This is a genomic window from Streptomyces sp. NPDC030165 (assembly GCF_055573595.1).
In genome coordinates this window covers 127425-149916 of sequence record NZ_JBVIBD010000005.1, presented here as the reverse complement: position 1 = coordinate 149916, position 22492 = coordinate 127425, and the positions used below count along the sequence as shown (strand labels likewise).

Genomic DNA, 22492 nt, shown 5'->3' with positions numbered 1-22492 from the left:
CGTACGCCGCCCGGCGGTCGGGCAGGCGGATTTTCCGCGGGCGCGGACAATCGCGTCCGCGCCGCGCCGAAATCCGCGGGAACGGTCGGCGCGGTGCGGACGTCCGGGCCCTTGCGGCGTCCTGGTGGTACGGCGGTGCGCCGTTGTCAGGTCAGTCGGCCGTCCCTTCCCGGAAGGCGGTGCGCAGCTTCTCGGAGACGGCGGCGCCGATGATCTCCAGCGGCCCGGGATTCATCATGTGGGTGTGCGTGCAGGGAATCTCCCGGAATTCGACGTCCCCTTCGAAATACGGGTCCCACATGCCCGGCAGGAGCTGGTGTCCGGTCTCTTCGGAGGCGGCCAGGATCAGCGCGGGTGCGGAGACGGGGTGGTGCACCACGTCCAGTCCGATGCGCGCGTTGTTGATCGTGACCTCGGTCATCGCCCGGACCTCGGTCTCCGAGAGGCCGGCCAGTGCGGTGTTCTTCGTGCGGAGCAGGTCAACGGTGCTTTCGTGGGTGAGCCGCGCGGCTTCCTCGTCGTCGAGTTCAATGTCGAAAAGGCCCAGCATGGCGCGGTACACGTCGGCCGTCCTGACCTTCGTCAGGGACTCCTCCACCTCCTCCCGGGTGACCGTGCTCGCCGGGTGGCAGTCGAGCAGGGTGAGCAGGCCGACGCGCTTGCCGCGCTTCTCCAGCTGGTCCGCCATCCGGTGCGCGACGATTCCACCGAACGACCAGCCGAGAAGGTGGTACGGCCCGTCCGGCTGCGTCTGAAGAATACGGTCGACGTAGTGCGCCGCCATTTCCTCGACGGAATCCGGGAGGTTTCCCGAACCGTCGAGACCGGCCGCTTGTACGGCGTACACGGGAACGTCCGGGTCGAGGTGCCGGAGCAGTCCCGAATACGACCAGCCGAGTCCGCTTCCGGCGTGGATGCAGAAGACCGGCGGTTTGCTGCCGTGCGCACGCAGCGGCAGCAGGACATCCAGCGCGCCGTCCTCGGTGCCGGCGTCCAGGCGCCGGGCCAGTCCGGCCACCGTGGGGGTTTCCAGAATGGCCTTCACCGGGAATTCCACGCCCAGTACGGCATGGATCCGCACGAGCAGCCGGACCGCCGAGAGGGAGTGCCCGCCGAGTTCGAAGAAATTGTCGTCCACGTTCACGTGCGGGACATGGAGGATTTCCGCGAACAGGCCGCACAGCAGCTCTTCCCTGGGCGTGCGCGGCGGCCTTCCGGGACCGTCCGGCTCCTCCTGCGGCAGCGGCAGCGCCGCCCGGTCGAGGGTGCCGTGGCCGGTCAGCGGCAGCCGGTCGAGCAGGACCACGGCGGCCGGGACGAGGTGTTCCGACAGCCGCTCCCCGAGGTAGGCGCGGAGCGCGTCGGGTCCGGGTGCGCCGGCGGCGCGCGCGGGCACCGCGTACGCCGTCAGGGTCTCCGCCCCGTCACCGTCCTCGCGGACCGCCACCGCGGCCGCGACGACGGCCGGGTGCGACGTCAACGCCGTCTCGACGGCGCGCGGTTCGATCCGCAGGCCGCGCAGGACGACGTGCTCCCCCGCCTGCGCGACGGATTCCAGGGCCGGTCCGTCCGCGCCGGCGCGGCGGCGCACCAGCTCGCCCGTGCGGTACATCCAGGCGCCCGGCCGGAACGGGTCGGGCACCAGCCGCTCGGCGGTCAGGACGGCCGCGCTCGCGTACGCCGCGTGCCGCTGCGGGACGTGCACGTACAGCTCGCCCGTCACGCCCGGCGGCACCGGCCGCAGCCCGGCGTCCAGGACGTACACCCCGGTGCCGGCCGCCGGGGTGCCGAGGGTGGGCTCGGCCGAGTCCGCCACCCGGCCCGGCAGCGTCGCCGCGGCGCACCCGGAGGGGCGGTGCACGGCGTACGCCCGCGTCGCGGGCAGTTCCCGCAGCCGGTGCCACAGCGCCGTTCCGGCGGGCTCGCCGGACAGCACCAGTCCGACGGGTGCGGGACGGCCACCGTCCGGCGTGCAGAGGCCCGCGTCCAGCAGCTGTTCGGTCTGCCGCGGGGTGGTGGCGACCAGGTGGACGCCGGCCGCGCGGAGCTGCCCGGCGGTGTCCTCCGGGGTCGGCAGGCCCCGGTCCTCGCGCGGGTGCACGCCACCCCGCAGGTGCAGCTCGTGCCCGGCGAGCAGGCCCGTCAGGGCGTCCCAGGCGCCTGGTGCGGAGAGCGGCACCGTCAGGGCGATGCGCAGCCGCTCCTGCTCCGCCGCGCTTACGGCGTCGGCGAACAGGTGCTGCTGGTGGTGGGCGAACAGTTCGGTGAGCGCCGCATGCGGTACGGGAAGGTGGCCGGGGCGGTGCGCGGCGCGCGCCGGGTGCTCCGGCAGCAGCGGCGTCGTCCGCTCGGCGTCGGTGAGATCGGCGGCGGTGAGATCGGCGGCGCCGATGAGGTCGGTCTCGGCCGCGACCTCCTCGTACACCGCGTCCAGCCGGACGATGGTCCGGCCGCCCGCGACCGCGGTGTCGAAGCCCGCCCCGGCGACGACCAGCAGCGCACCGGCAGCGTCGAGCGCGTCCCGGTGGGCCTCGGGATCGCCCGGGCCGTCGAGCGCCACGTACGCCGCGCCCGCCTTGAGGACGGCCAGCAGCGCGACGACCGCCCGCGCGGACGGCGGCGCTGCCAGTGCCACCACCTGCCCGGGGCCGGCGCCGAGTCCGGCCAGCCGCCGGGCGATCCGGTTGGCGCGGCCGTTGAGCTGCCCGTACGTCAGCGTGCCGTCGTCGGCGGTCACGGCGGGCGCACCGGGCGTGACCGCCGCCTGCCGCTCGAACAGGCGGACGACGGTGTCCGGTACGGCGGCGGTCGCCGGGCGCCGGGCCGCCTGCTCCGCCATGAGACGGCGCTCGCCGGCGGTGCGTACGTCGAGCCGGGACACCTTCCGGCGCGGGTCGGCCACCACCGTGGCGACCAGGTCCACCAGCCGCTCCGCGAGGGCGGTGGCCGTCGTACGGTCGAACAGCTCGGTGGCGTAGCGCAGGGTGCCCACGACGCCGCCGGGCGTGCCGTCGTCCGCGACGCGCTCGTTGAAGGTGAAGTCCAGGTCGAACTTGGCCGCCCCGGCTTCCAGTTCGACCGCTTCGACGTCCAGTCCGGGCAGTCCCGGCCCGTCGGCGCCCTGCACCCCGAAGTCGACCATGACCTGGAAGAGCGGGTGCCGGGCCGTCGAACGGTACGGGTTGATGATCTCCACCAGTCGCTCGAACGGCAGGTCCTGGTGCGCGTACGCCTCCAGCCCGGCCTGCCGCACCCGGTCGATCAGCTCGCCGAACGACGGGTCGCCGGACAGGTCGGCGCGGAGCACCAGGGTGTTGACGAAGAAGCCGACCAGGTCGTCCAGCGCCTCGTCGGTCCGTCCGGCGACGGGGGTGCCGAGCACGATGTCCGTACCGGCGCCGTGCTTGGCCAGCAGCGCCGCGACGGCCGCCTGGATGACCATCGCGGGGCTCGCGCCGGAGGCGGTGGCCAGCGACGCCAGGCCGCGGTGGGTGCGGACCGGCAGTTCGAAGGTGACGGCGCCGCCCTCGTAGCTCGGTTCGGCCGGGCGCGGCCGGTCGGCGGGCAGGGCCAGTTCCTCGGGCGCGCCGTCCAGGAGCTTCTGCCAGTAGGCGATCTGCCGGGAGATGGCGCTGTCCGGGTCGTCCTCGTCGCCGAGCACCTCCCGCTGCCACAGCGCGTAGTCGATGTACTGCACCGGCAGCGCGGGCCAGCGGGGCGTGCCGCCCTCGCACCGCGCGGTGTAGGCGGCGGCCAGGTCGCGGATCAGGCGGCCCGCCGACCAGGCGTCGCCCGCGATGTGGTGCAGCAGGATCAGCAGGACGTGGCTGGGTCCGCCGTCGGCTCCGGCCTCCTCGAACAGCTCGGCGCGGACCGGCGCTTCGGCGGCCAGGTCGAACGGGTGGGCCGCCGCGTCCCGCAGTACGCCCGGCAGTTCCGTCGCCGTGACGGCGCGTACCCGCCAGCCGAAGTCCACCGCCGCGGCCTCCAGGACCGCCTGCCGCGGCTCGCCGTCGGCCTCGGGGAAGACGGTGCGCAGCGACTCGTGCCGGGCGATCACGTCGTGCAGGGCGCCGCGCAGCGCGTCCTGGTCGACCGTGCCCTTCAGCCGCAGCGCCACCGGCATGTTGTACGTCGCCGACGGCCCCTCCAGCTTGTGCAGGAACCACAGGCGGCGCTGGGCGAACGACAGCGGTACGGCGTCCGGGCGCGGTCCGGCCACCGGCGCCGTACGGGCCCGTCCGCCCGCGTCCAGCCGGTCGGCGAGCCCGGCCACGGTCGGCGCCTCGAACACCGCGGCGATCGGCACCTCGGCGCCCAGCGTCCTGCGGATGCGGCTGACCAGCCGCGTCGCGAGCAGCGAGTGGCCGCCCAGCTCGAAGAAGCTGTCGTCGATGCCGACCCGTTCCAGCCCCAGCACCTCGGCGAACAGCCCGCACAGGGCTTCCTCGCGGGGGGTGCGGGGCGCCCGGCCTGCGCTGAGCAGCCCGTAGTCGGGTGCGGGCAGGGCCGTGCGGTCCAGTTTGCCGATCGGGGAGAGCGGCAACCGGTCCAGGACGACGAACGCGGACGGGACCATGTACTCCGGCAGCCACCGGCTCAGCTTCGCCCGCAGGTCACGGCTGAGTTCGGCGGTCCGGTCCGGGCGGGCCGGGGTGTTGGCGTACTCCGCCGGTGCCCGGTCGCCGGGTGTGCCGCGGTAGGCCGCGACGAGTGCGCCGGGCGCGTCGGGGCCGGGCAGGACGACGGCGTCGAAGCGGTCGTCGCGCCCGGACTGCGCCCATGTCGCGACGGCGTGGAAGCCGAGCTGTTCGACGTACTGGTGCAGGGTCTCCGGGTCGGTTCCGGTGCCCGGCCCGGTGCCGCCGTCGACGCGGCGCAGTACGGCCGCGTCGGCCGCCAGCCGCGCGTTGGGGACGTCCGTCAGGCGCAGGCCGCCGGGGTTCTCGCGGAGCGGCCCGGCCAGCCCGTCGAGGTCCGCGCCCGCCTGCTGCCAGGTGACGACGGGCAGTGCGTCCACCGGGGCGGGGGCGGCCGGGGTCCGGGTGATGACCACGTCGTAGCGGTAGCGGGACAGTTCGTTGTCGAAGGTGCCGCGCTTGAGGCGGATGTCGGCGCCGCCGGCGTCCGGGAGGGCGGCGGCCAGCGTGGTGAAGAAGTCGGGCGCGAGGAGCAGTTCCTCCTCGGCCGCGGTGCGCTGGTCGACCTGGGCCCGCAGGGCGGCCGGGCCGGCGTCGGCGCCGAGGGCCTGCGCGGCGACTCCGGCCTGGAGGGTGCGCAGCAGGCGCAGGTTGCGGATGTCGCCGAGGAAGAGCGAGCCGCCCGGCACGAGCAGGGACAGGGCCTTGGTGATGACGTCGGTCAGGTAGCGGGCGTCGGGGAAGTACTGGGCGACGGAGTTGACGACGACGGTGTCGAAGAAGCCCTCGGGCAGCCCGGTCAGGTCGTCCGCGGGCTGGGCCCGCAGTTCGACGTGGTCGCGCAGGTCGTCGCGTTCCGCCACCCGCTCCCGCAGGGTCGCGACCGCCGCGGCGGAGAAGTCGGTGCCCCAGTAGGCCGCGCAGTGCGGGGCGACCTGGGAGAGGATCAGGCCGTTGCCGACGCCGAGTTCGAGGACGTTGCGGGGTGCCAGGCGCCGGATGGACTCGACCGCGGCGGCGCGCCACCGGTGCATCTCGGTGAGCGGCAGGGGCGAGCCGTCGTAGCTGCTCGTCCAGATGCCGAAGTCCTCCCAGAACCCGCCGCTGCCGGCCTGGCCGCGGTAGACCTCCTCGTACACCTCCTGCCAGGAGGCCACCCGGCGGCCGTCCTCGCCGTCCGCCGTGGCCTGCTGGTCGGGGACGACGTAGCCGACCAGCCGCGGCGTGCCGTGGTCCTCGCGGACCTGCACGGTGGCGGCGGCGATGCCGTCCTGGCGGATGAGGGCGGCCTCGATCTCGCCCAGCTCGATGCGGAAGCCGCGGACCTTGACCTGGTCGTCGGCGCGGCCCACGAACTCCAGGCCGTGCTCGCCGCGCCACTTGACGAGGTCGCCGGTGCGGTACATCCGCTCTCCGGGGGCGCCGTACGGGCCGGCGACGAAGCGTTCGGCGGTCAGGCCGCGGCGGTCGAGGTAGCCGCGGGCCAGGAAGGGCCCGGCCACGTACAGCTCGCCGACGACTCCGTCCGGTACCGGCCGCAGCTTCTCGTCCAGGACGTACACCTGGACGCCGGGCAGCGGCGTGCCGATCATCGGCGGCCGTTCCGGGCCGGTGACCTCGCTGGTCGTGACCCAGACGGTGGCCTCCGTCGGCCCGTAGAGGTTGACGGCGCCGCCGCCCCGGGCGTGCAGCCGCTCGGCCAGGGCGGCGGGCAGCGCCTCACCGCCGACCAGCAGCCGTACGCCCGAGAGGTCGCCCGTGTCGTCGTCCGGTCCGTCACCGGAGCCGCCCAGCATCGACCGGTAGACCGACGGGGTGGCCTGGAAGAGGGTCGCGCCGCTGTCCGCGACCAGGCGCCGCAGGGCGAGCGGGTCCTTGGCCGTCTCCGACGGTGCGAGCACCACGCTCGCGCCGGACAGCAGCGGGGCGTGGATCTCCACGGCGGCGATGTCGAAGGTGATCGTGGTGGCGGCCACCATGCGGTCGTCCGGTGTCATCGGTACGCGGGTCAGGAGCGCGTCCAGGAAGTGCGCGATGCTCGCGTAGGAGATCACCACGCCCTTCGGCCGGCCGGTGGAGCCGGAGGTGTAGATGACGTAGGCGGCGTCCGCCGGATGGACCGGTGTGCCGCGTTCGGCGTCGTTCACGTCGTCGTCCCGGCGGGCGCCGAGCCGCTCCTCGGTCTCCGGGTCGCCGAGCCGGACGCACTGCCCGGGCAGCGGTTCCGGCAGGGCGCCGTGCAGGTCCGTGGTGGTGATCACGGCGGCGGGCCGCGCGTCCTGCAGGACGTACGCGAGCCGGTCGGCCGGGTTGGCCGGGTCGAGCGGCAGGTAGGCCGCGCCGGTCTTCATGACGGCGAGCAGCGCGACGACGAGGTCTGCCGTGCGGGGCAGCGCCAGCGCCACCACGCGGTCCCGGCCGATGCCGCTGTCCAGGAGCAGGCGGGCGAGCCGGTTGGCGCGGCGGTTGAGCTCCGCGTAGTCCGTCTCCTGGTCGCCCGCGCGCACGGCGAGGGCGCCGGGGGTGCGGGCCGCCTGCTGCTCGAAGCGTTCGTGCGGCAGCCCGGCGGGCGTGCGGCCCGCGGTCGTGTTGCGGGTCCGCAGGAGTTCGGTGTGCTCCTCGTCGGAGAGCAGCCGGGCGTCGGCGAGGCGTACGGCCGGGTCGCGCACCACCGCGCGCAGGAATCCGGTGTACCAGGCGGCGATCTTCTCGGCCGTGCTCCGGTCGAACAGCTCGGTGGCGTACTCCAGCGTGGCGCTGATGCCGTCCGGGGCGCCCGTCTCCGTCAGCGCCTCGCCCATGCTCAGGAACAGGTCGAACTTGGAGTTCTCGCTGTCCAGCGGGTACGGCTCGGCCTCGGCGCCGGCCATGGTCAGAGTCGGCGCGTCCACGTTCTGGAGCGCGAACATGACCTGGAACAGCGCGTTGCCGGACAGCGACCGCACCGGGTTGACCGCCTCGACCAGGTACTCGAACGGCAGGTCCTGGTGCGCGTAGGCGGCCAGGGAGCGGTCCCGGGCGCGGCCGAGGAGGTCGTCGAACCGGGGGTCGCCCGAGGTGTCCGTCCGCAGCACCAGCGTGTTGACGAAGAAGCCCACCAAGTCGGTCAGCGCCTCGTCGGTACGACCCGCGATCGGAACGCCCACCGGGATGTCGTGGCCGGCGCCGAGCCGGGACAGCAGCGCGGCGAAGCCGGTCTGGAGCACCATGAACAGGGTGGTGTGGGTGTCCGCCGCGAGCTTGCGGAGCCCGGCGTGGAGTTCCGCGTCCAGGGTGAAGGGCAGCAGGTCGCCGCGGTAGTCCGCGACGGCGGGCCGCGGCCGGTCGGTGGGCAGTTCGAGCTGGGCGGGGATGCCGTCGAGCGCGTCCTTCCAGTAGGCGAGCTGGCGTGCGGCCAGGCTGTCGGGCTCGTCGGCCCGGCCGAGGAGTTCCTGCTGCCAGATCGCGTAGTCCGCGTACTGGACGGGCAGTGGGCTCCAGCCGGGGGCCGCGCCCGCGAGGCGGGCCTCGTAGGCGGTCCTGAGGTCGCGCATCAGCGGGGCGCGGGAAGCGCCGTCACCGATGATGTGGTGCATCACCAGGACGAGGACCGGCGCGCCGCCGTCCGGCCGCTCGAACAGCCAGGCGCGGACGGGCGGTTCGCTGTCCAGCCCGAAGCGGTGGCCGGCCGCCTCCTGCACGGCCCGGTGCAGCCGCTCCGCCGTCACCTGCTCGACCCGCAGGTCCAGGACCGCGTCGGCCGGGGCGAGCACCACCTGCCGCGGTTCGCCGTCCACGTCCGGGAAGACGGTGCGCAGCGACTCGTGCCGGGCGACCAGGTCGTTCAGCGCCTCGCGCAGTGCCTGCCGGTCCACGGTCCCGGTGAGGCGGAGCGCGAGCGGCCAGTTGTAGGCCGCGGACGGGCCCTCCAGCTGGTGCAGGAACCACAGGCGGCGCTGGGCGAAGGACAGCGGTACGGCCTGCGGGCGGGGCATCGGCACGAGGGCCGTCCGCACCTGTCCCCCGGCCGCGTCCAGCCGGGCGGCCAGCCCGGCGACCGTCGGGGCCTCGAAGACCGCGCCGAGCGGCAGCTCGACACCGAGGACGGCGCGGACGCGGCCGACCAGCCGGGTGGCGAGCAGGGAGTGGCCGCCCAGGTCGAAGAAGCTGTCGTCGATGGAGACCCGCTCGACGCCGAGCACGTCGGCGTACAGGCCGCACAGCATCTCCTCGCGCGGCGTGCGCGGTGCGCGCCCGGCACTCAGGGCACCGAAGTCCGGCGCGGGCAGGGCGCGGTGGTCGAGCTTGCCGTTGGGCGTCAGCGGTACGGCGTCGAGGACCACCACCGCGGCCGGGACCATGTACTCGGGCAGCCGCCCGGCGGCGTGCGCGCGCAGCGCGGCGGTGTCCACGGCGGCGGGCCCGTCCGCGCGGTTCTCGGGTACGACGTATCCGACGAGCCGGGTGTCGCCCTGTCCGCCGTCGCGGGCCACGACGACGGCCTGCCGGACGTCCGGGTGGTCCAGCAGCGTCGAGGCGACCTCGCCGGGTTCGATGCGGAAGCCGCGGATCTTGATCTGCTCGTCGGCCCGGCCCGCGTACTCCAGCTGGCCGTCCGGCCGCCAGCGCGCCAGGTCGCCGGTGCGGTACATCCGTACGCCCGGCTCGAACGGGCAGGCCACGAAGCGTTCGGCGGTCAGCCCCGGGCGGCCGAGGTAGCCGCGGGCCAGCTGGGCGCCCGCGACGTACAGCTCGCCCGCGGTGCCGGTCGGCACCGGCTCCAGGTGTTCGTCGAGGACGTAGGCCCGCATGTTCCAGAAGGGGCGGCCGATCGGCACCGGCCCGGCGGGCAGCTTCTGCTTGGGGCCGATGCGGAACTCGGTGCAGTTGACGGTCGTCTCGGTCGGCCCGTAGGCGTTGACGACGGTGACCCGGCGGTGGCCGGCGCGCCACTGCTGGAGGGCCGCGGCGGTCAGCGCCTCGCCGCCGAGGATCAGCATCTCGCCGGGTGACCAGCGCTTGGGCAGGTCGCCGAGGAGCGGCAGGTGCGACGGGGTGGCCTTCAGCAGGGCCACCGGCACCGCGTTGTCCTGCCCGGCCACGTCGTCCAGGCTGCCCAGGTAGACCCGGCCGCCGACGGTGAGCGTCGTGTAGAGGCCGGTGACGGTCAGGTCGAAGGCGATCGAGGTGGGGACGAGGGTGGCGCCGCGGGCCGCCGGGTAGTGGTGGGCGGCCCAGTTGAGGTAGTTGACGACGGCGCGGTGCTCGGTCACCACGCCCTTGGGGGTGCCGGTGGAGCCGGAGGTGTAGATGACGTACGCGGGGTGTTCCATCCCGACGTCGGTCTCGGGATCGTCGTCCGAGTAGCCGGACAGGTCGCGGTCCGTCGCCGCCTCGTCCAGGACGAGCAGCGGCGCCGCGTCGGCGAGCACGAAGGCCCGCCGCTCCCGCGGGTATTCGGGGTCGACGGGCACGTACGCACCGCCCGCCTTCAGTACGGCCAGCAGCGCCACCACCAGGCCGACGGAGCGCGGCAGCACCACCGCCACCCGCTGCTCCGGCGCCACGCCCTGCTCGATGAGCCAGTGCGCCAGCCGGTTCGCCCGCGCGTTCAGCTCCCCGTACGTCACGGTCTGCGTGCCGCACACCACGGCGACCGCGTCCGGGGCGCGCCGTACCTGGATCTCGAACTGCTCGGGGAGGGTGAACTCGGGCACTTCCACCGCCGTGTCGTTCCAGGCGGCGAGCATCTGTCCGCGTTCCTGCTCGTCGAGCAGCCGGACCCGGCCGAGCGGCAGCGCCGGGTCGGCCGTCATCTGCTCCAGCAGCCGCCGGAAGCGTGTCAGCAGTCCTTCGACCGTGGACCGGTCGAACAGGTCGGTCGCGTACTTCACCGTGCCCGCGATACCGGCCGGCGTGCCGTCGGCGCCGTGCCGCTCCAGCACGTTCACGGACAGGTCCACCTTGGCGGTCTCGATGTCCACCGCCTCGCCGCTGACGTCCAGTCCGGGCAGGGTGAATCCGCCGGACGGGTCGTCCTGGAGGACCAGCATCACCTGGAAGAGCGGGTGGTGGGAGGTGGAGCGCCGCGGGTTCAGCAGTTCCACGAGGTGGTCGAAGGGCACGTCCTGGTGGGCGTAGGCGGCCAGGTTGGTGTCCCGGACGCGTTCGAGCAGTTCCGCGAAGCCGGGGTCGCCGGAGGTGTCCGTCCGCAGGACGAGCGTGTTGACGAAGAAGCCCACCAGGTCGTTGAGCGCGTCGTCCATCCGGCCCGCGACCGGCGACCCCACCGGGATGTCCGTCCCCGCGCCGAGCCGCGTCAGCAGTGCGGCCAGGGCCGCCTGGAGGGCCATGAAGACCGTGCCGCCCGCGTCGCGGGCCAGCTCCGCCAGCCGCGCGTGCGTCGCCGCGTCCAGTTCGAAGGGTACCGAGGCACCCGCGTACGAGGCGACAGCGGGGCGGGGGCGGTCGGCGGGCAGGCTGATCTGATCGGGCAGGCCGGCCAGCGCCTCGCGCCAGTAGGCCACTTGCTGTCCGTACATGCTCTCCGGGTCGTCCTCGTCGCCGAGCAGTTCGCGCTGCCACAGCGTGTAGTCGATGTACTGCACCGGCAGCGGCTCCCAGCGCGGCGCCGTACCGCGCTTGCGCGCCTCGTACGCCGTCACCACGTCGCGGGCGAGCGGCCCCATGGACCAGCCGTCACCGGTGATGTGGTGCAGGAGCAGCAGCAGGACGCAGTCGTCCGGCCCCAGCTCGAACAGCCCGGCGCGGAAGGGCAGTTCGGCGGTCAGGTCGAAGGTGTACCGGGCCGCCGTGTCGAGGGCGGCGGGCAGCTCCGCCTCGGTGACCGTGCGCCGCTCCCAGCCGAAGTCCGCGTCGGCGGCGTCCAGCACCACCTGGTGCGGCTCGCCGTCGGTGACGCGGAAGACGGTGCGCAGCGCGTCGTGCCGGCCGACCGCGTCGTGCAGCGCGACCCGCAGCGCCTCATGGTCCACGGTGCCCTTCAGGCGCAGTGGCAGCGGCATGTTGTACGTCGCCGACGGGCCCTGCATCTGGTGCAGGAACCACAGGCGGCGCTGCGCGAAGGACAGCGGGATCAGGTCCGGGCGCGGCATGGGGGCGAGCGAGGTGCGGGCCGGGCCGCCGAGGCCGAGCTGTTCGACCAGGCCGGCCACCGTCGGTGCCTCGAACAGCACCCGGAAGGGCAGTTCCACGCCGAGTTCGGCGCGTACCCGGCTGACGAGCCGGGTGGCGAGCAGCGAGTGCCCGCCGAGGTCGAAGAAGCTGTCGTCCAGGCCGACCCGGTCCACGTCCAGCACTTCGCGGAACAGCCGGCACAGCGTCTCTTCCTGCGGGGTGCGCGGGGTGCGCCCGTCGTCGGCCGCGGCACCGGCCGCGTAGTCCGGTACGGGCAGGGCCCTGCGGTCGAGCTTGTCGTTGGGGGTCAGCGGGAGCCGGTCCAGCACCAGTACGGCGGCCGGGACCAGGTACTCCGGCAGCCGTTCCGCCAGGTGGGCGGTGAGGGCGGCGGGCTCGGGCGCAGCCGTGCCGTCCGGCACGACGTAGGCGACGAGCCGCTGGTCACCGGGGGTGTCCTCGCGCACGATGACGACGGCCTGGCGTACTCCGCCGAAGCCGGTCAGCACCGCTTCGATCTCACCCGGCTCGATGCGGAAGCCGCGCAGCTTGACCTGCTCGTCGGCCCGGCCCAGGTATTCCAGCTGGCCATCTGCACGCCAGCGCGCCAGGTCGCCGGTGCGGTACATCCGTTCCCCCGGCGCGAACGGCGAAGCGACGAACCGCTCCGCCGTCAGCCCGGGGCGGCCCGCGTAACCACGCGCCAGGCCCGCGCCCGCCGCGTACAGTTCGCCGGTCACGCCCACCGGCACCGGCCGCAGCCCGGCGTCCAGCACGTACGTACAGGTGTTGGCGATCGGGTGCCCGATCGGCGCGGCCGTGGCGTCGGTGGTCCCGCTCATCGAGACGCAGACCGTCGACTCCGTCGGACCGTACGCGTTGACGACCTCCCGGCCGTCCACGGCCCAGCGGGCGATCAGCTCCGGCGGCGCGGCCTCGCCCGCCAGCACCACCGTCGTGAGCGCGGGCAGGGCCGTCTCGGCGCCTGCCGGGACCGCGCCCAGTACGGACGGCGGCAGCGTCAGGTGGGTCACCCGCTGCCCGGCCAGCACCTCCTGCAACGCCTCACCGACCAGCCGCCCGCCCTCGGGCACCACCAGCGCGGCACCCGAGCCGAACGCCATCACCAGCTCCCACCACGCCGCATCGAAGCTCGGCGAAGCGAACTGAAGAACCCGGCTGCCCGCCGACACCCCCAGCCGCTGGACCTGCGCGTACGCCAGGCTCGCAACACCCCGGTGGGAGACCACGACACCCTTGGGGCGGCCCGTCGAACCAGAGGTGTAGATCACGTACGCGGGATGCTCCGACGCGACACGCACACCCGGGTCGGTGTCCGGGAAGCCGGACAGGTCCTGCCGCACCGCCGCTTCGTCCAGGACGAGAACGGGCGCCGCATCGGCGAGGATGAACTCGCGTCGTTCCTGCGGGTATTCAGGGTCGACGGGTACGTACGCGCCGCCCGCCTTCAGTACGGCGAGGACGGCGACCACCATCTCCACCGACCGTGGCAGCACCACGCCCACCAGCTTCTCCGGACCCACGCCCCGACCGATGAGCCAGTGCGCCAGCCGGTTCGCCCGCGCGTCCAGTTCCCCGTACGACAGCGTCTCGGCACCGCACACGACCGCCACGGCCTCCGCGTCCCGCCGCGCATGGTCGCCGAACAGCGCGGCGAGCGTGGTGGCCGGCACCTCGGCGGCCGTCCGGTTCCACTCGGACACGACCTGGCCGTACTCGGCGCCGGTCAGCAGTTCGACCTGGCCGATGCGCAGCGACGGGTCGGCCGTCACCTGCTCCAGCAGCCGCGCCCACCGGCCCAGCAGGCCCTCGACCGTGGACCGGTCGAACAGCTCGGTGGAGTACTGCACGGCGGAGACGACACCCTGCGGCGCGCCGTCCGTGCCGTGCCGCTCCACGACGTTCAGTTCGAGGTCGGCCTTGGAGATGCTGAGGTCGACGCCCTCGATGTCCACCTCGATGCCCGGCAGCGCGAAGCCGGCCTCCTCGGCGTTCTGGAGGCCGAGGATCACCTGGAAGAGCGGGTGGTGGGCGGTGGAGCGCTCCGGGTTGAGGAGTTCCACCAGGTGCTCGAAGGGCACGTCCTGGTGGGCGTAGGCGGCCAGGTTCGTTTCCCGGACGCGGCCCAGCAGCTCCGCGAAGCCGGGGTCGCCGGAGGTGTCCGTCCGCAGCACCAGCGTGTTGACGAAGAAGCCCACCAGCTCGTCGAGGGCGTCGTCCATCCGGCCCGCGACCGGCGAACCCAGCGGGATGTCCGTACCGGCGCCGAGCCGCGTCAGCAGCGCCGCCATGCCGGCCTGGAGCACCATGAACACCGTCGTGTTCGAGCGCCGCGCCAGCTCCACCAGCCGCCCGTGCAGCTCCGCGTCCAGCTCGAAGACGAGCGACGCGCCCTCGTAGGAGGCGACGGCCGGACGCGGCCGGTCGGCCGGGAACGTCACCTGCTCCGGCAGGCCCGCCAGCTGCCCGCGCCAGTAGTCGATCTGCTGCGCGTAGACGCTGGCCGCGTCCGACTCGTCGCCCAGCAGCTCGCGCTGCCACAGGGAGTAGTCCGCGTACTGCACGGGCAGCTCGGCCCACTGCGGGGCCTCACCCCGGCCGCGGGCGGTGTACGCGGCGACCACGTCGCGCGCCAGCGGGCCCATGGACCAGCCGTCACCCGCGATGTGGTGCAGCAGGAGCAGCAGCACGCAGTCCTGCGGGCCGGTCTCGAAGAGCCAGGCCCGTACGGGTACGTCGGTGGCCAGCTCGAAGGTGTGCCGGGCCGCCTCGTCGAGGGCGGCGGGCAGCTCGTCCTCCGTGACCGTGCGCCGCTCCCAGCCGAAGTCCGCCTCGGCCGGGCCCAGTACCCGCTGGTACGGCTCGCCGTCGGTCTCCGGGAAGACCGTACGCAGCGACTCGTGCCGCCCGATCACGTCCGCCAGGGCCGCGTGCAGCGCCTCCTTGTCCACCCCGCCCGCGAGCCGCAGGGCCAGCGGGATGTTGTACGTGGCGGACGGGCCCTCCAGCTTGTGCAGGAACCACAGGCGGCGCTGCGCGAACGACAGCGGCACGCGCTCCGGCCGCTCCGTCCGCACCAGCGCCGTACGGGCCTGCCCGCCGGCCGCCTCCAGCCGCGCGGCCAGCCCGGCGACCGTGGGTGCGCCGAACACGTCCTTGATCGGCAGTTCCGTGCCGAGGACGCTGCGGATACGGCTGACCAGCCGCGTGGCGAGCAGCGAGTGCCCGCCGAGGTCGAAGAAGCTGTCGTCGATGCCGACCCGGTCCACGCCCAGCACCTCGGCGAACAGGCCGCACAGGACCTCTTCCTGCGGGGTGCGCGGTGCACGGCCCTCGGCACCGGCCGCGTAGTCGGGAGCGGGCAGGGCCTTGCGGTCCAGCTTGCCGTTCGGTGTCAGCGGCAGCCGGTCCAGGAGGACGACGGCGGACGGGACCATGTGGGCGGGCAGCCGCTCGGCGAGGCCCGCGAGGAGCCCGGCGGGGCGGGCCGGCGCGTCATGGCCGTCCTCGGGTACGACGTACGCGACGAGCCGCTGGTCACCAGGGGTGTCCTCGCGGACGACGACCGCCGCCTGCCGGACGGCCCGGGAGGCGGTCAGCAGCGACTCGATCTCGCCCGGCTCGATACGGAAACCGCGGACCTTGACCTGCTCATCGGCCCGGCCCAGGTACTCCAGCTGACCATCGGCACGCCACCGCGCCAGGTCACCCGTCCGGTACATCCGCACGCCCGCCTCGAACGGCGAGGCCACGAACCGCTCCGCCGTCAGCCCGGCCCGGCCCGCATAACCACGCGCCAGCCCCGCACCCGACACATACAGCTCACCGACCACACCCACCGGCACCGGCCGCAGCCCGGCATCCAGCACGTACGCACGCGTGTTGGGCACCGGCCGGCCGATCGGCGCGACCGGGCCGTCCGCGGCGTCCGCCGGGTCGCTCATCGACACACAGACCGTCGACTCCGTCGGGCCGTACGCGTTGACGACCTGGCGGCCGTCCACGGCCCAGCGCGCCACCAGCCCGGGCGGCACCGTCTCCCCGGCCACCAGCACGGTCCGCAGAGCGGGCAGGCGCGCCTCGGTGCCGGGCGGCAGCGCGCCCAGCACGGACGGCGGCAGCGTCACATGCGTCACACCGTGCTCCGCCAGCACGCTCGTGAGGGCCGCACCGACCAGCCGGCCGCTCTCCGGCACCACGAGTGCGGCGCCCGAGGAGAACGTCATCACCAGCTCCGCCCAGGCGGCGTCGAAACTGGGCGACGCGAACTGCAGGACCCGGCTGCCCGGACCGACCCCCATGGGCCGGCCCTGCGCGCGGGCCAGGCTCGCCACGCCGGTGTGCGGGACGACGACGCCCTTGGGGGTGCCGGTGGAGCCGGAGGTGTAGATCACGTACGCCGGGTGCTCCGGCGCGACGGGCACGTCCGGGTCGGTGTCCGGGAAACCGGAGAGGTCCTGGCGCAGCGCCGCCTCGTCCAGCACCAGCACCGGAGCGGCGTCCCGGAGGATGAACTCCCGGCGCTCCCTCGGGTAGTCCGGGTCGACGGGCACGTAGGCGCCACCGGCCTTGAGGATGCCGAGGACGGCGACCACCATCCCCACCGAGCGCGGCAGCACCACGCCCACCAGCTTCTCCGGCCCCACGCCCTGAGCGATGAGCCGGTGCGCCAGGCGGTTCGCCCGCGCGTTCAGCTCGCCGTACGACAGGGCCAGTTCGCCGGACACCACGGCCGGGGCCTGCGGGGCACGCCGCACCTCGTCCTCGAACAGCCCGGCCAGCGTCCGCGCGGGCACGTCGGCGTCGGTGCCGTTCCACTCGGAGAGCAGCCGGGCGCGTTCCGCCGCCGTCAGCAGCTCCGCCCGGCCGATCGGCCGCGACGGGTCGGCGACCGCCTGCTCCAGCAGCCGCACCCAGCGCGCGGCGAAGCCTTCGACGGTGGCGCGGTCGTACAGCGCCGTGGCGTACTCGGCCAGCGCCTCGATACCCGTCGGCTCGCCGGTCCGGTCGTAGCCCTCGGCCACGTTGAAGACCAGGTCGGCCCTGGCCACGCTGAGGTCGACGCCCTCCACGTCGACCTGGAGGCCGGGGAGCCCGAAGGCCGCTTCCTGACCGCTCTGGAGGCCCAGGATGACCTGGAAGAGCGGGTGGTGGGCGGTCGACCGCCGCGGGTTGAGAAGTTCCACCAGGTGCTCGAACGGCACGTCCTGGTGCGCGTACGCGGCCAGGTTCGTCTCCCGTACCCGGGCGAGCAGTTCCTCGAAACTCGGGTCGCCGGACGTGTCCGTCCGCAGCACGAGCGTATTGACGAAGAAGCCCACCAGATCGTCGAGCGCGTCGTCCATACGCCCGGCGACCGGCGAACCCAGCGGAATGTCCGTACCGGCGCCGAGCCGCGTCAGCAGCGCCGCCATACCGGCCTGGAGCACCATGAACACCGTCGTGTTCGAGCGCCGCGCCAGCTCCACCAGCCGCCCGTGCAGGCCGGCGTCGAGGGTGAAGGCCAGGTGGCCGCCCTCGTACGACGTGACGGCGGGGCGGGGACGGTCGGCGGGGAACGTCACCTGGTCGGGCAGGTCCGCCAGCTGCCCGGTCCAGTAGTCCACCTGCTTCGCGTAGACGCTGTCCGGGTCGGCCTCGTCGCCGAGGAGTTGGCGCTGCCACAGGGTGTAGTCCGCGTACTGCACCGGCAGCTCCGCCCACTGCGGGGCCGCGCCCTGCACGCGGGCCCCGTATGCCGCCATCACGTCGCGGGCCAGCGGGCCCATGGACCAGCCGTCGCCCGCGATGTGGTGCAGCAGGAGCAGCAGGACGCTGGTGCCGGCGTCGATGTCGTGCAGCCAGGCCCGGAGCGGAACCTCGGTCGCGAGGTCGAAGCCGTACCGCGCCTCGTCCTCCAGGGCCGCGGGCAGTTCCGCCTCGGTGACCGTACGGCGCTCCCAGCCGAAGTCCGCCGCGGCCGGGTCCAGCACCAGCTGGTACGGCTCGCCGTCGTGGTCCTCCCGGAAGACGGTCCGCAGCGACTCGTGCCGCGCCACCACGTCACCCAGCGCCGCCCGCAGGACATCCGCGTCGACACCGCCCGTCAGCCGCAGCACCAGCGGCATGTTGTACGTCGCCGACGGCCCCTCCAGCTTGTGCAGGAACCACAGCCGGCGCTGCGCGAACGACAGCGGAACCCGCTCGGGGCGCGGCATCCGCACCAGTGCCGTACGGGCCTGCCCCGCGGCCGCCGCCAGACGTCCGGCCAGCGCGGCCACCGTCGGCGCACCGAACACGTCCTTGATCGGAATCTCGATGTCGAGCGCACTGCGGATGCGGCTCACCAGGCGGGTGGCGAGCAGCGAGTGCCCGCCGAGGTCGAAGAAGCTGTCGTCGATGCCGACCCGGTCCACGCCCAGCACCTCGGCGAACAGGGCACAGAGGGTGGCTTCCTGCTCGTCACGCGGCTTCCGGCCGCTGGCGGTGGCGGTGTACTCGGGGGCGGGCAGGGCCTTGCGGTCCACCTTGCCGTTCGGTGTCAGGGGCAGCCGGTCCAGGACCATCACTGCCGACGGGACCATGTACTCGGGCAGGCGCTCGGCGAGGCGGGCGCGGGCCGCCTTGACGACGGCGCCGATGCCTCGGGCGGCGACCGGGGTGTTGGTCCAGGGGCCGCCGGTGGCGGCGGGCACATAGACGCCCGACAGGACGGTGTCCTCCGTGTTCTCCGGAAGGACTATCGCGTCGAAGAGGGCCACCGACCGCGACGACCAGGTGGGGACGGTGCGGAGACCGTGTTCCCGGCCCCGCGCGACCAGATCCTCCGGGTCCACGGCCGCGCCCTCGAACTCCTCGGCGTCCAGGCCGTCCAGCGCCCGTTCCATGGCCGCCTCGGCGGCCAGCCGCGCGCTGGGAATGCCCGTGACACGCAGCGGCGCGCCGTCGAAGCCGGCCAGCACCGCGGTCAGATCCAGCTCCGCGGTCCATGGCAGCTGACGTGCCGAAGACACGTCGAGGACCTGCTCGGGGGCCTTGTGCAGCACGACCTCGTAGCGGTGCCGGGTCAGCTCGTTGTGGTACGCGCCGGGCTTGAGCCGGATGTCCAGCGCACCCACCCGCTCGTCCCGCGCCGCCAGCTCCGCGAAGAACTCCGGCGCCGTGACCAGCTCCTTCTCCAGCAGCACCGCGCGATCGACCACCGCACGCGCCGAGGCGCCACGACCGGCGTGCACCGCCGCGTGCAGCGCCCGCAGCGACCCGGCGTGCCGCACGTCACCGATCACCAGCCGGCCACCGGGAGCGACGAGAGCGAGCAGTTGGTCGATGACCTTCGCCAGGTAAGCGCCGTCGGGGAAGTACTGGATCACCGAGTTGATCAGGACGGTGTCGAAGTGACCGGCCGGAAGCCCGTCCACGTCGTCGGCCGCCTGGCTGCGCAGCCGTACACGATCGCTCAGGCCCGCCTCGGCCACCTGCGCCGACAACCGCTCGATCACGGCGGCCGACAGATCCGTACCCCAGTACTCCTCCACGCCACCGGCCAGGTGCGCCATCAGCAGACCGGCACCCACACCGATCTCCAGCACCCGGCGGCCGCCGAAGCCCCGCACCCGCTCCACGACCGCGTCCCGCCACGCGCGCATCTCGCTCAGCGGAATCGGCTCACCCGTATAGGAGCTGTCCCAGCCGGAGAAGTCCTCACCGAAGCCCGCCGGTTCGCTGCCACCCGACCCGGAGTACACCGAGTCATAAATCTCGCGCCACTCCTCCACCTGCGCGTCCGGGTCGGCCTCCGTACCGGCCCGCATCGCCGCGTCGAGGTCCGGCACCACGTACGCGGCCAGCCGCTGATCGCCCGGCGCGTCCTCACGCGCGATGACGACGGCCTGCCGCACACCCTCGGAGGCCGTCAGCGCGGACTCGATCTCACCCGGCTCGATACGGAAACCGCGGACCTTGACCTGCTCATCGGCCCGGCCCAGGTACTCCAGCTGACCATCGGCACGCCACCGCGCCAGGTCACCCGTCCGGTACATCCGCACACCCGCCTCGAACGGCGAGGCCACGAACCGCTCCGCCGTCAGCCCGGCCCGGCCCGCATAACCACGCGCCAGCCCCGCACCCGACACATACAGCTCACCCATCACACCCACCGGAACCGGCCGCAGCTCCGCATCCAGCACATACGCCTTGGTGTTGGTGACCGGGCGCCCGATCGGCGCGACCAGCTCGTCGGCCGTGTCACTCATCGAGACGCAGACCGTCGACTCCGTCGGACCGTACGCGTTCACGACCTCCCGGCCGTCCACGGCCCAGCGGGCGATCAGCTCCGGCGGCGCGGCCTCGCCCGCCAGCACCACCGTCGTGAGCGCGGGCAGGGCCGTCTCGGCGCCTGCCGGGACCGCGCCCAGTACGGACGGCGGCAGCGTCAGGTGGGTCACCCGCTGCCCGGCCAGCACCTCCTGCAACGCCTCACCGACCAGCCGCCCGCCCTCGGGCACCACCAACGTGGCACCCGAGCCGAACGCCATCACCAGCTCCCACCACGCCGCATCGAAGCTCGGCGAAGCGAACTGAAGAACCCGGCTGCCCGCCGACACCCCCAGCCGCTGGACCTGCGCGTACGCCAAGCTGGCCGTGCCCGCGTGCGGGACCACGACACCCTTGGGGCGGCCGGTCGAACCAGATGTGTAGATCACGTACGCGGGATGCTCCGGCGCAACGTCCACACCCGGGTCAGTGTCCGGGAACCCGGACAGGTCCTGCCGCACCGCCGCTTCGTCCAGGACGAGAACGGGCGCCGCATCGGCGAGGATGAACTCGCGTCGTTCCTGCGGGTATTCAGGGTCGACGGGTACGTACGCGCCGCCCGCCTTCAGTACGGCGAGGACGGCGACCACCATCTCCACCGACCGCGGCAGCACCACGCCCACCAGCTTCTCCGGACCCACGCCCCGGCCGATGAGCCAGTGCGCCAGCCGGTTCGCCCGCGCGTCCAGCTCGCCGTACGACAGCGTCTCGGCGCCGCACACGACCGCCGTGGCCTCCGCGTCCCGGCGGGCGTGCCCGGCGACGAACCCGGCGAGGGTCGTGCCGGACACCTCGGCGGCCGTCGCGTTCCAGCCGGCCACCACCTGGTCGCGCTCGGTGCCGGACAGCAGCTCCAGCCGCCCGATGCGCAGCGACGGGTCGGCCGTCACCTGCTCCAGCACCCGCACCCACCGGGCCAGCAGGCCCTCGACCGTCGCGCGGTCGAAGAGTTCCGTGGCGTACTCGACGACGGTCTCGATGCCCGTCGGGCCGTGGGCCGCGTCGTGGCCCTCGGTCAGGGAGACGAGCATGTCGAAGCGCGAGGTGCCCGCGCTGACCACTTCGGCCTGCACCTGGAGGCCCGGCAGCTGGAAGTCCTCGCTCGGTGCGTTCTGGAGGACCAGGGCGACCTGGAAGAGGGGGTGGTAGGCGGTGGAGCGCCGCGGGTTCAGGCGTTCCACCAGGTGCTCGAACGGCACGTCCTGGTGCTCGTACGCGGCGAGGCTGGTCTCGCGGACCCGGCCGAGCAGTTCCTCGAAGCTCGGGTCACCCGAGGTGTCCGTGCGCAGCACGAAGGTGTTGACGAAGAAGCCGATGAGGTCGTCCAGGCCCTCGTCGGTGCGGCCGGCCACACCGCTGCCCAGGGGGATGTCGTGGCCGCCGCCGAGGCGGGTGAGCAGCGCGGCCATCGCGGCCTGGAGGACCATGAAGACGGTCGTGTTCGACTGCCGGGCCAGGGCGACCAGGCGCCGGTGCAGTGCGGGATCCAGGTCGAAGGTGAGGTGCTCGCCCTCGTAGGAGGCCACCGCGGGGCGCGGCCGGTCGGTGGGGAAGCTCACCAGGTCGGGCAGGCCGGCCAACTGCTCGCGCCAGTAGGCGACCTGCTGCGCGAAGACGCTGTCCGGATCGCTCTCGTCGCCGAGCAGTTCGCGCTGCCACAGGGTGTAGTCCACGTACTGCACCGGGAGTTCGGGCCAGTCCGGGTCGCGCTGTTCGGTGCGCGCGGTGTACGCCTCGACGACGTCGCGGGCGAGCGGGCCCATCGACCAGCCGTCGCCGGCGATGTGATGGAGCAGCAGGAGCAGGACGTGGTCGTCCGGGCCGGTCTCGTACAGCCATACGCGGACCGGTACCTCGGTGGCCAGGTCGAAGGGGTGCCGGGCCGCCCGTTCCAGCGCCTCGCGCAGCTCCGCCTCCGGTATCCGGCGGTGTTCCCAGCCGAAGTCGGCGTCGGCGGGCTCCAGGACGACCTGGCGCGGCTCGCCGTCCACCTCGGGGAAGACCGTACGCAGCGTCTCGTGCCGGGCCGTCACGTCCCGCAGCGCCGCACGCAGCGCCTCCGCGTCGACCTTGCCCTTCAGCCGCAGCGTCAGCGGCATGTTGTACGTCGCCGACGGCCCCTCCAGCTTGTGCAGGAACCACAGCCGGCGCTGCGCAAAGGACAACGGGATCATGAGGGGTTTCCTTCTTCCTGCCCCGCACAGGGCAATGCGGCACTGGTCGGTCGTCGGCCGGGTCGGTGAGCGGCGTCGGGGAGGGACGGCGTCGGTGGACGGCGTCCGGCGGGCGGCATGGCGGGCACACCGCGCACGGCGGCCCGGAGCAGGGCGGTGACGCCCGGCGGGGAAGGCGGCGCCGAGTGGGTGGAACGAAAAGGGCCGGAGGGGCCGGCAAGGGTGCCGGGCCTGTTCCACACGGAACGG

At 73.7% G+C, this 22492-nt stretch carries 1 protein-coding gene; it reads right to left on the bottom strand.

Annotation, left to right across the window (positions count from 1 at the left end; all coding sequences use genetic code 11):
• Positions 1-151 precede the first annotated feature (151 nt).
• A complete protein-coding gene (locus tag ACZ4Z1_RS11805) occupies positions 152-22243 on the bottom strand; it encodes a non-ribosomal peptide synthase/polyketide synthase (RefSeq protein WP_468486420.1) in 22092 nt (7363 codons plus the stop codon).
• Positions 22244-22492 lie beyond the last annotated feature (249 nt).

Excerpts from the sequence above, each read along its gene's own strand:
- ACZ4Z1_RS11805 (WP_468486420.1), bottom strand. The coding sequence starts at position 22,243 with ATGATCCCGTTGTCCTTTGCGCAGCGCCGGCTGTGGTTCCTGCACAAG.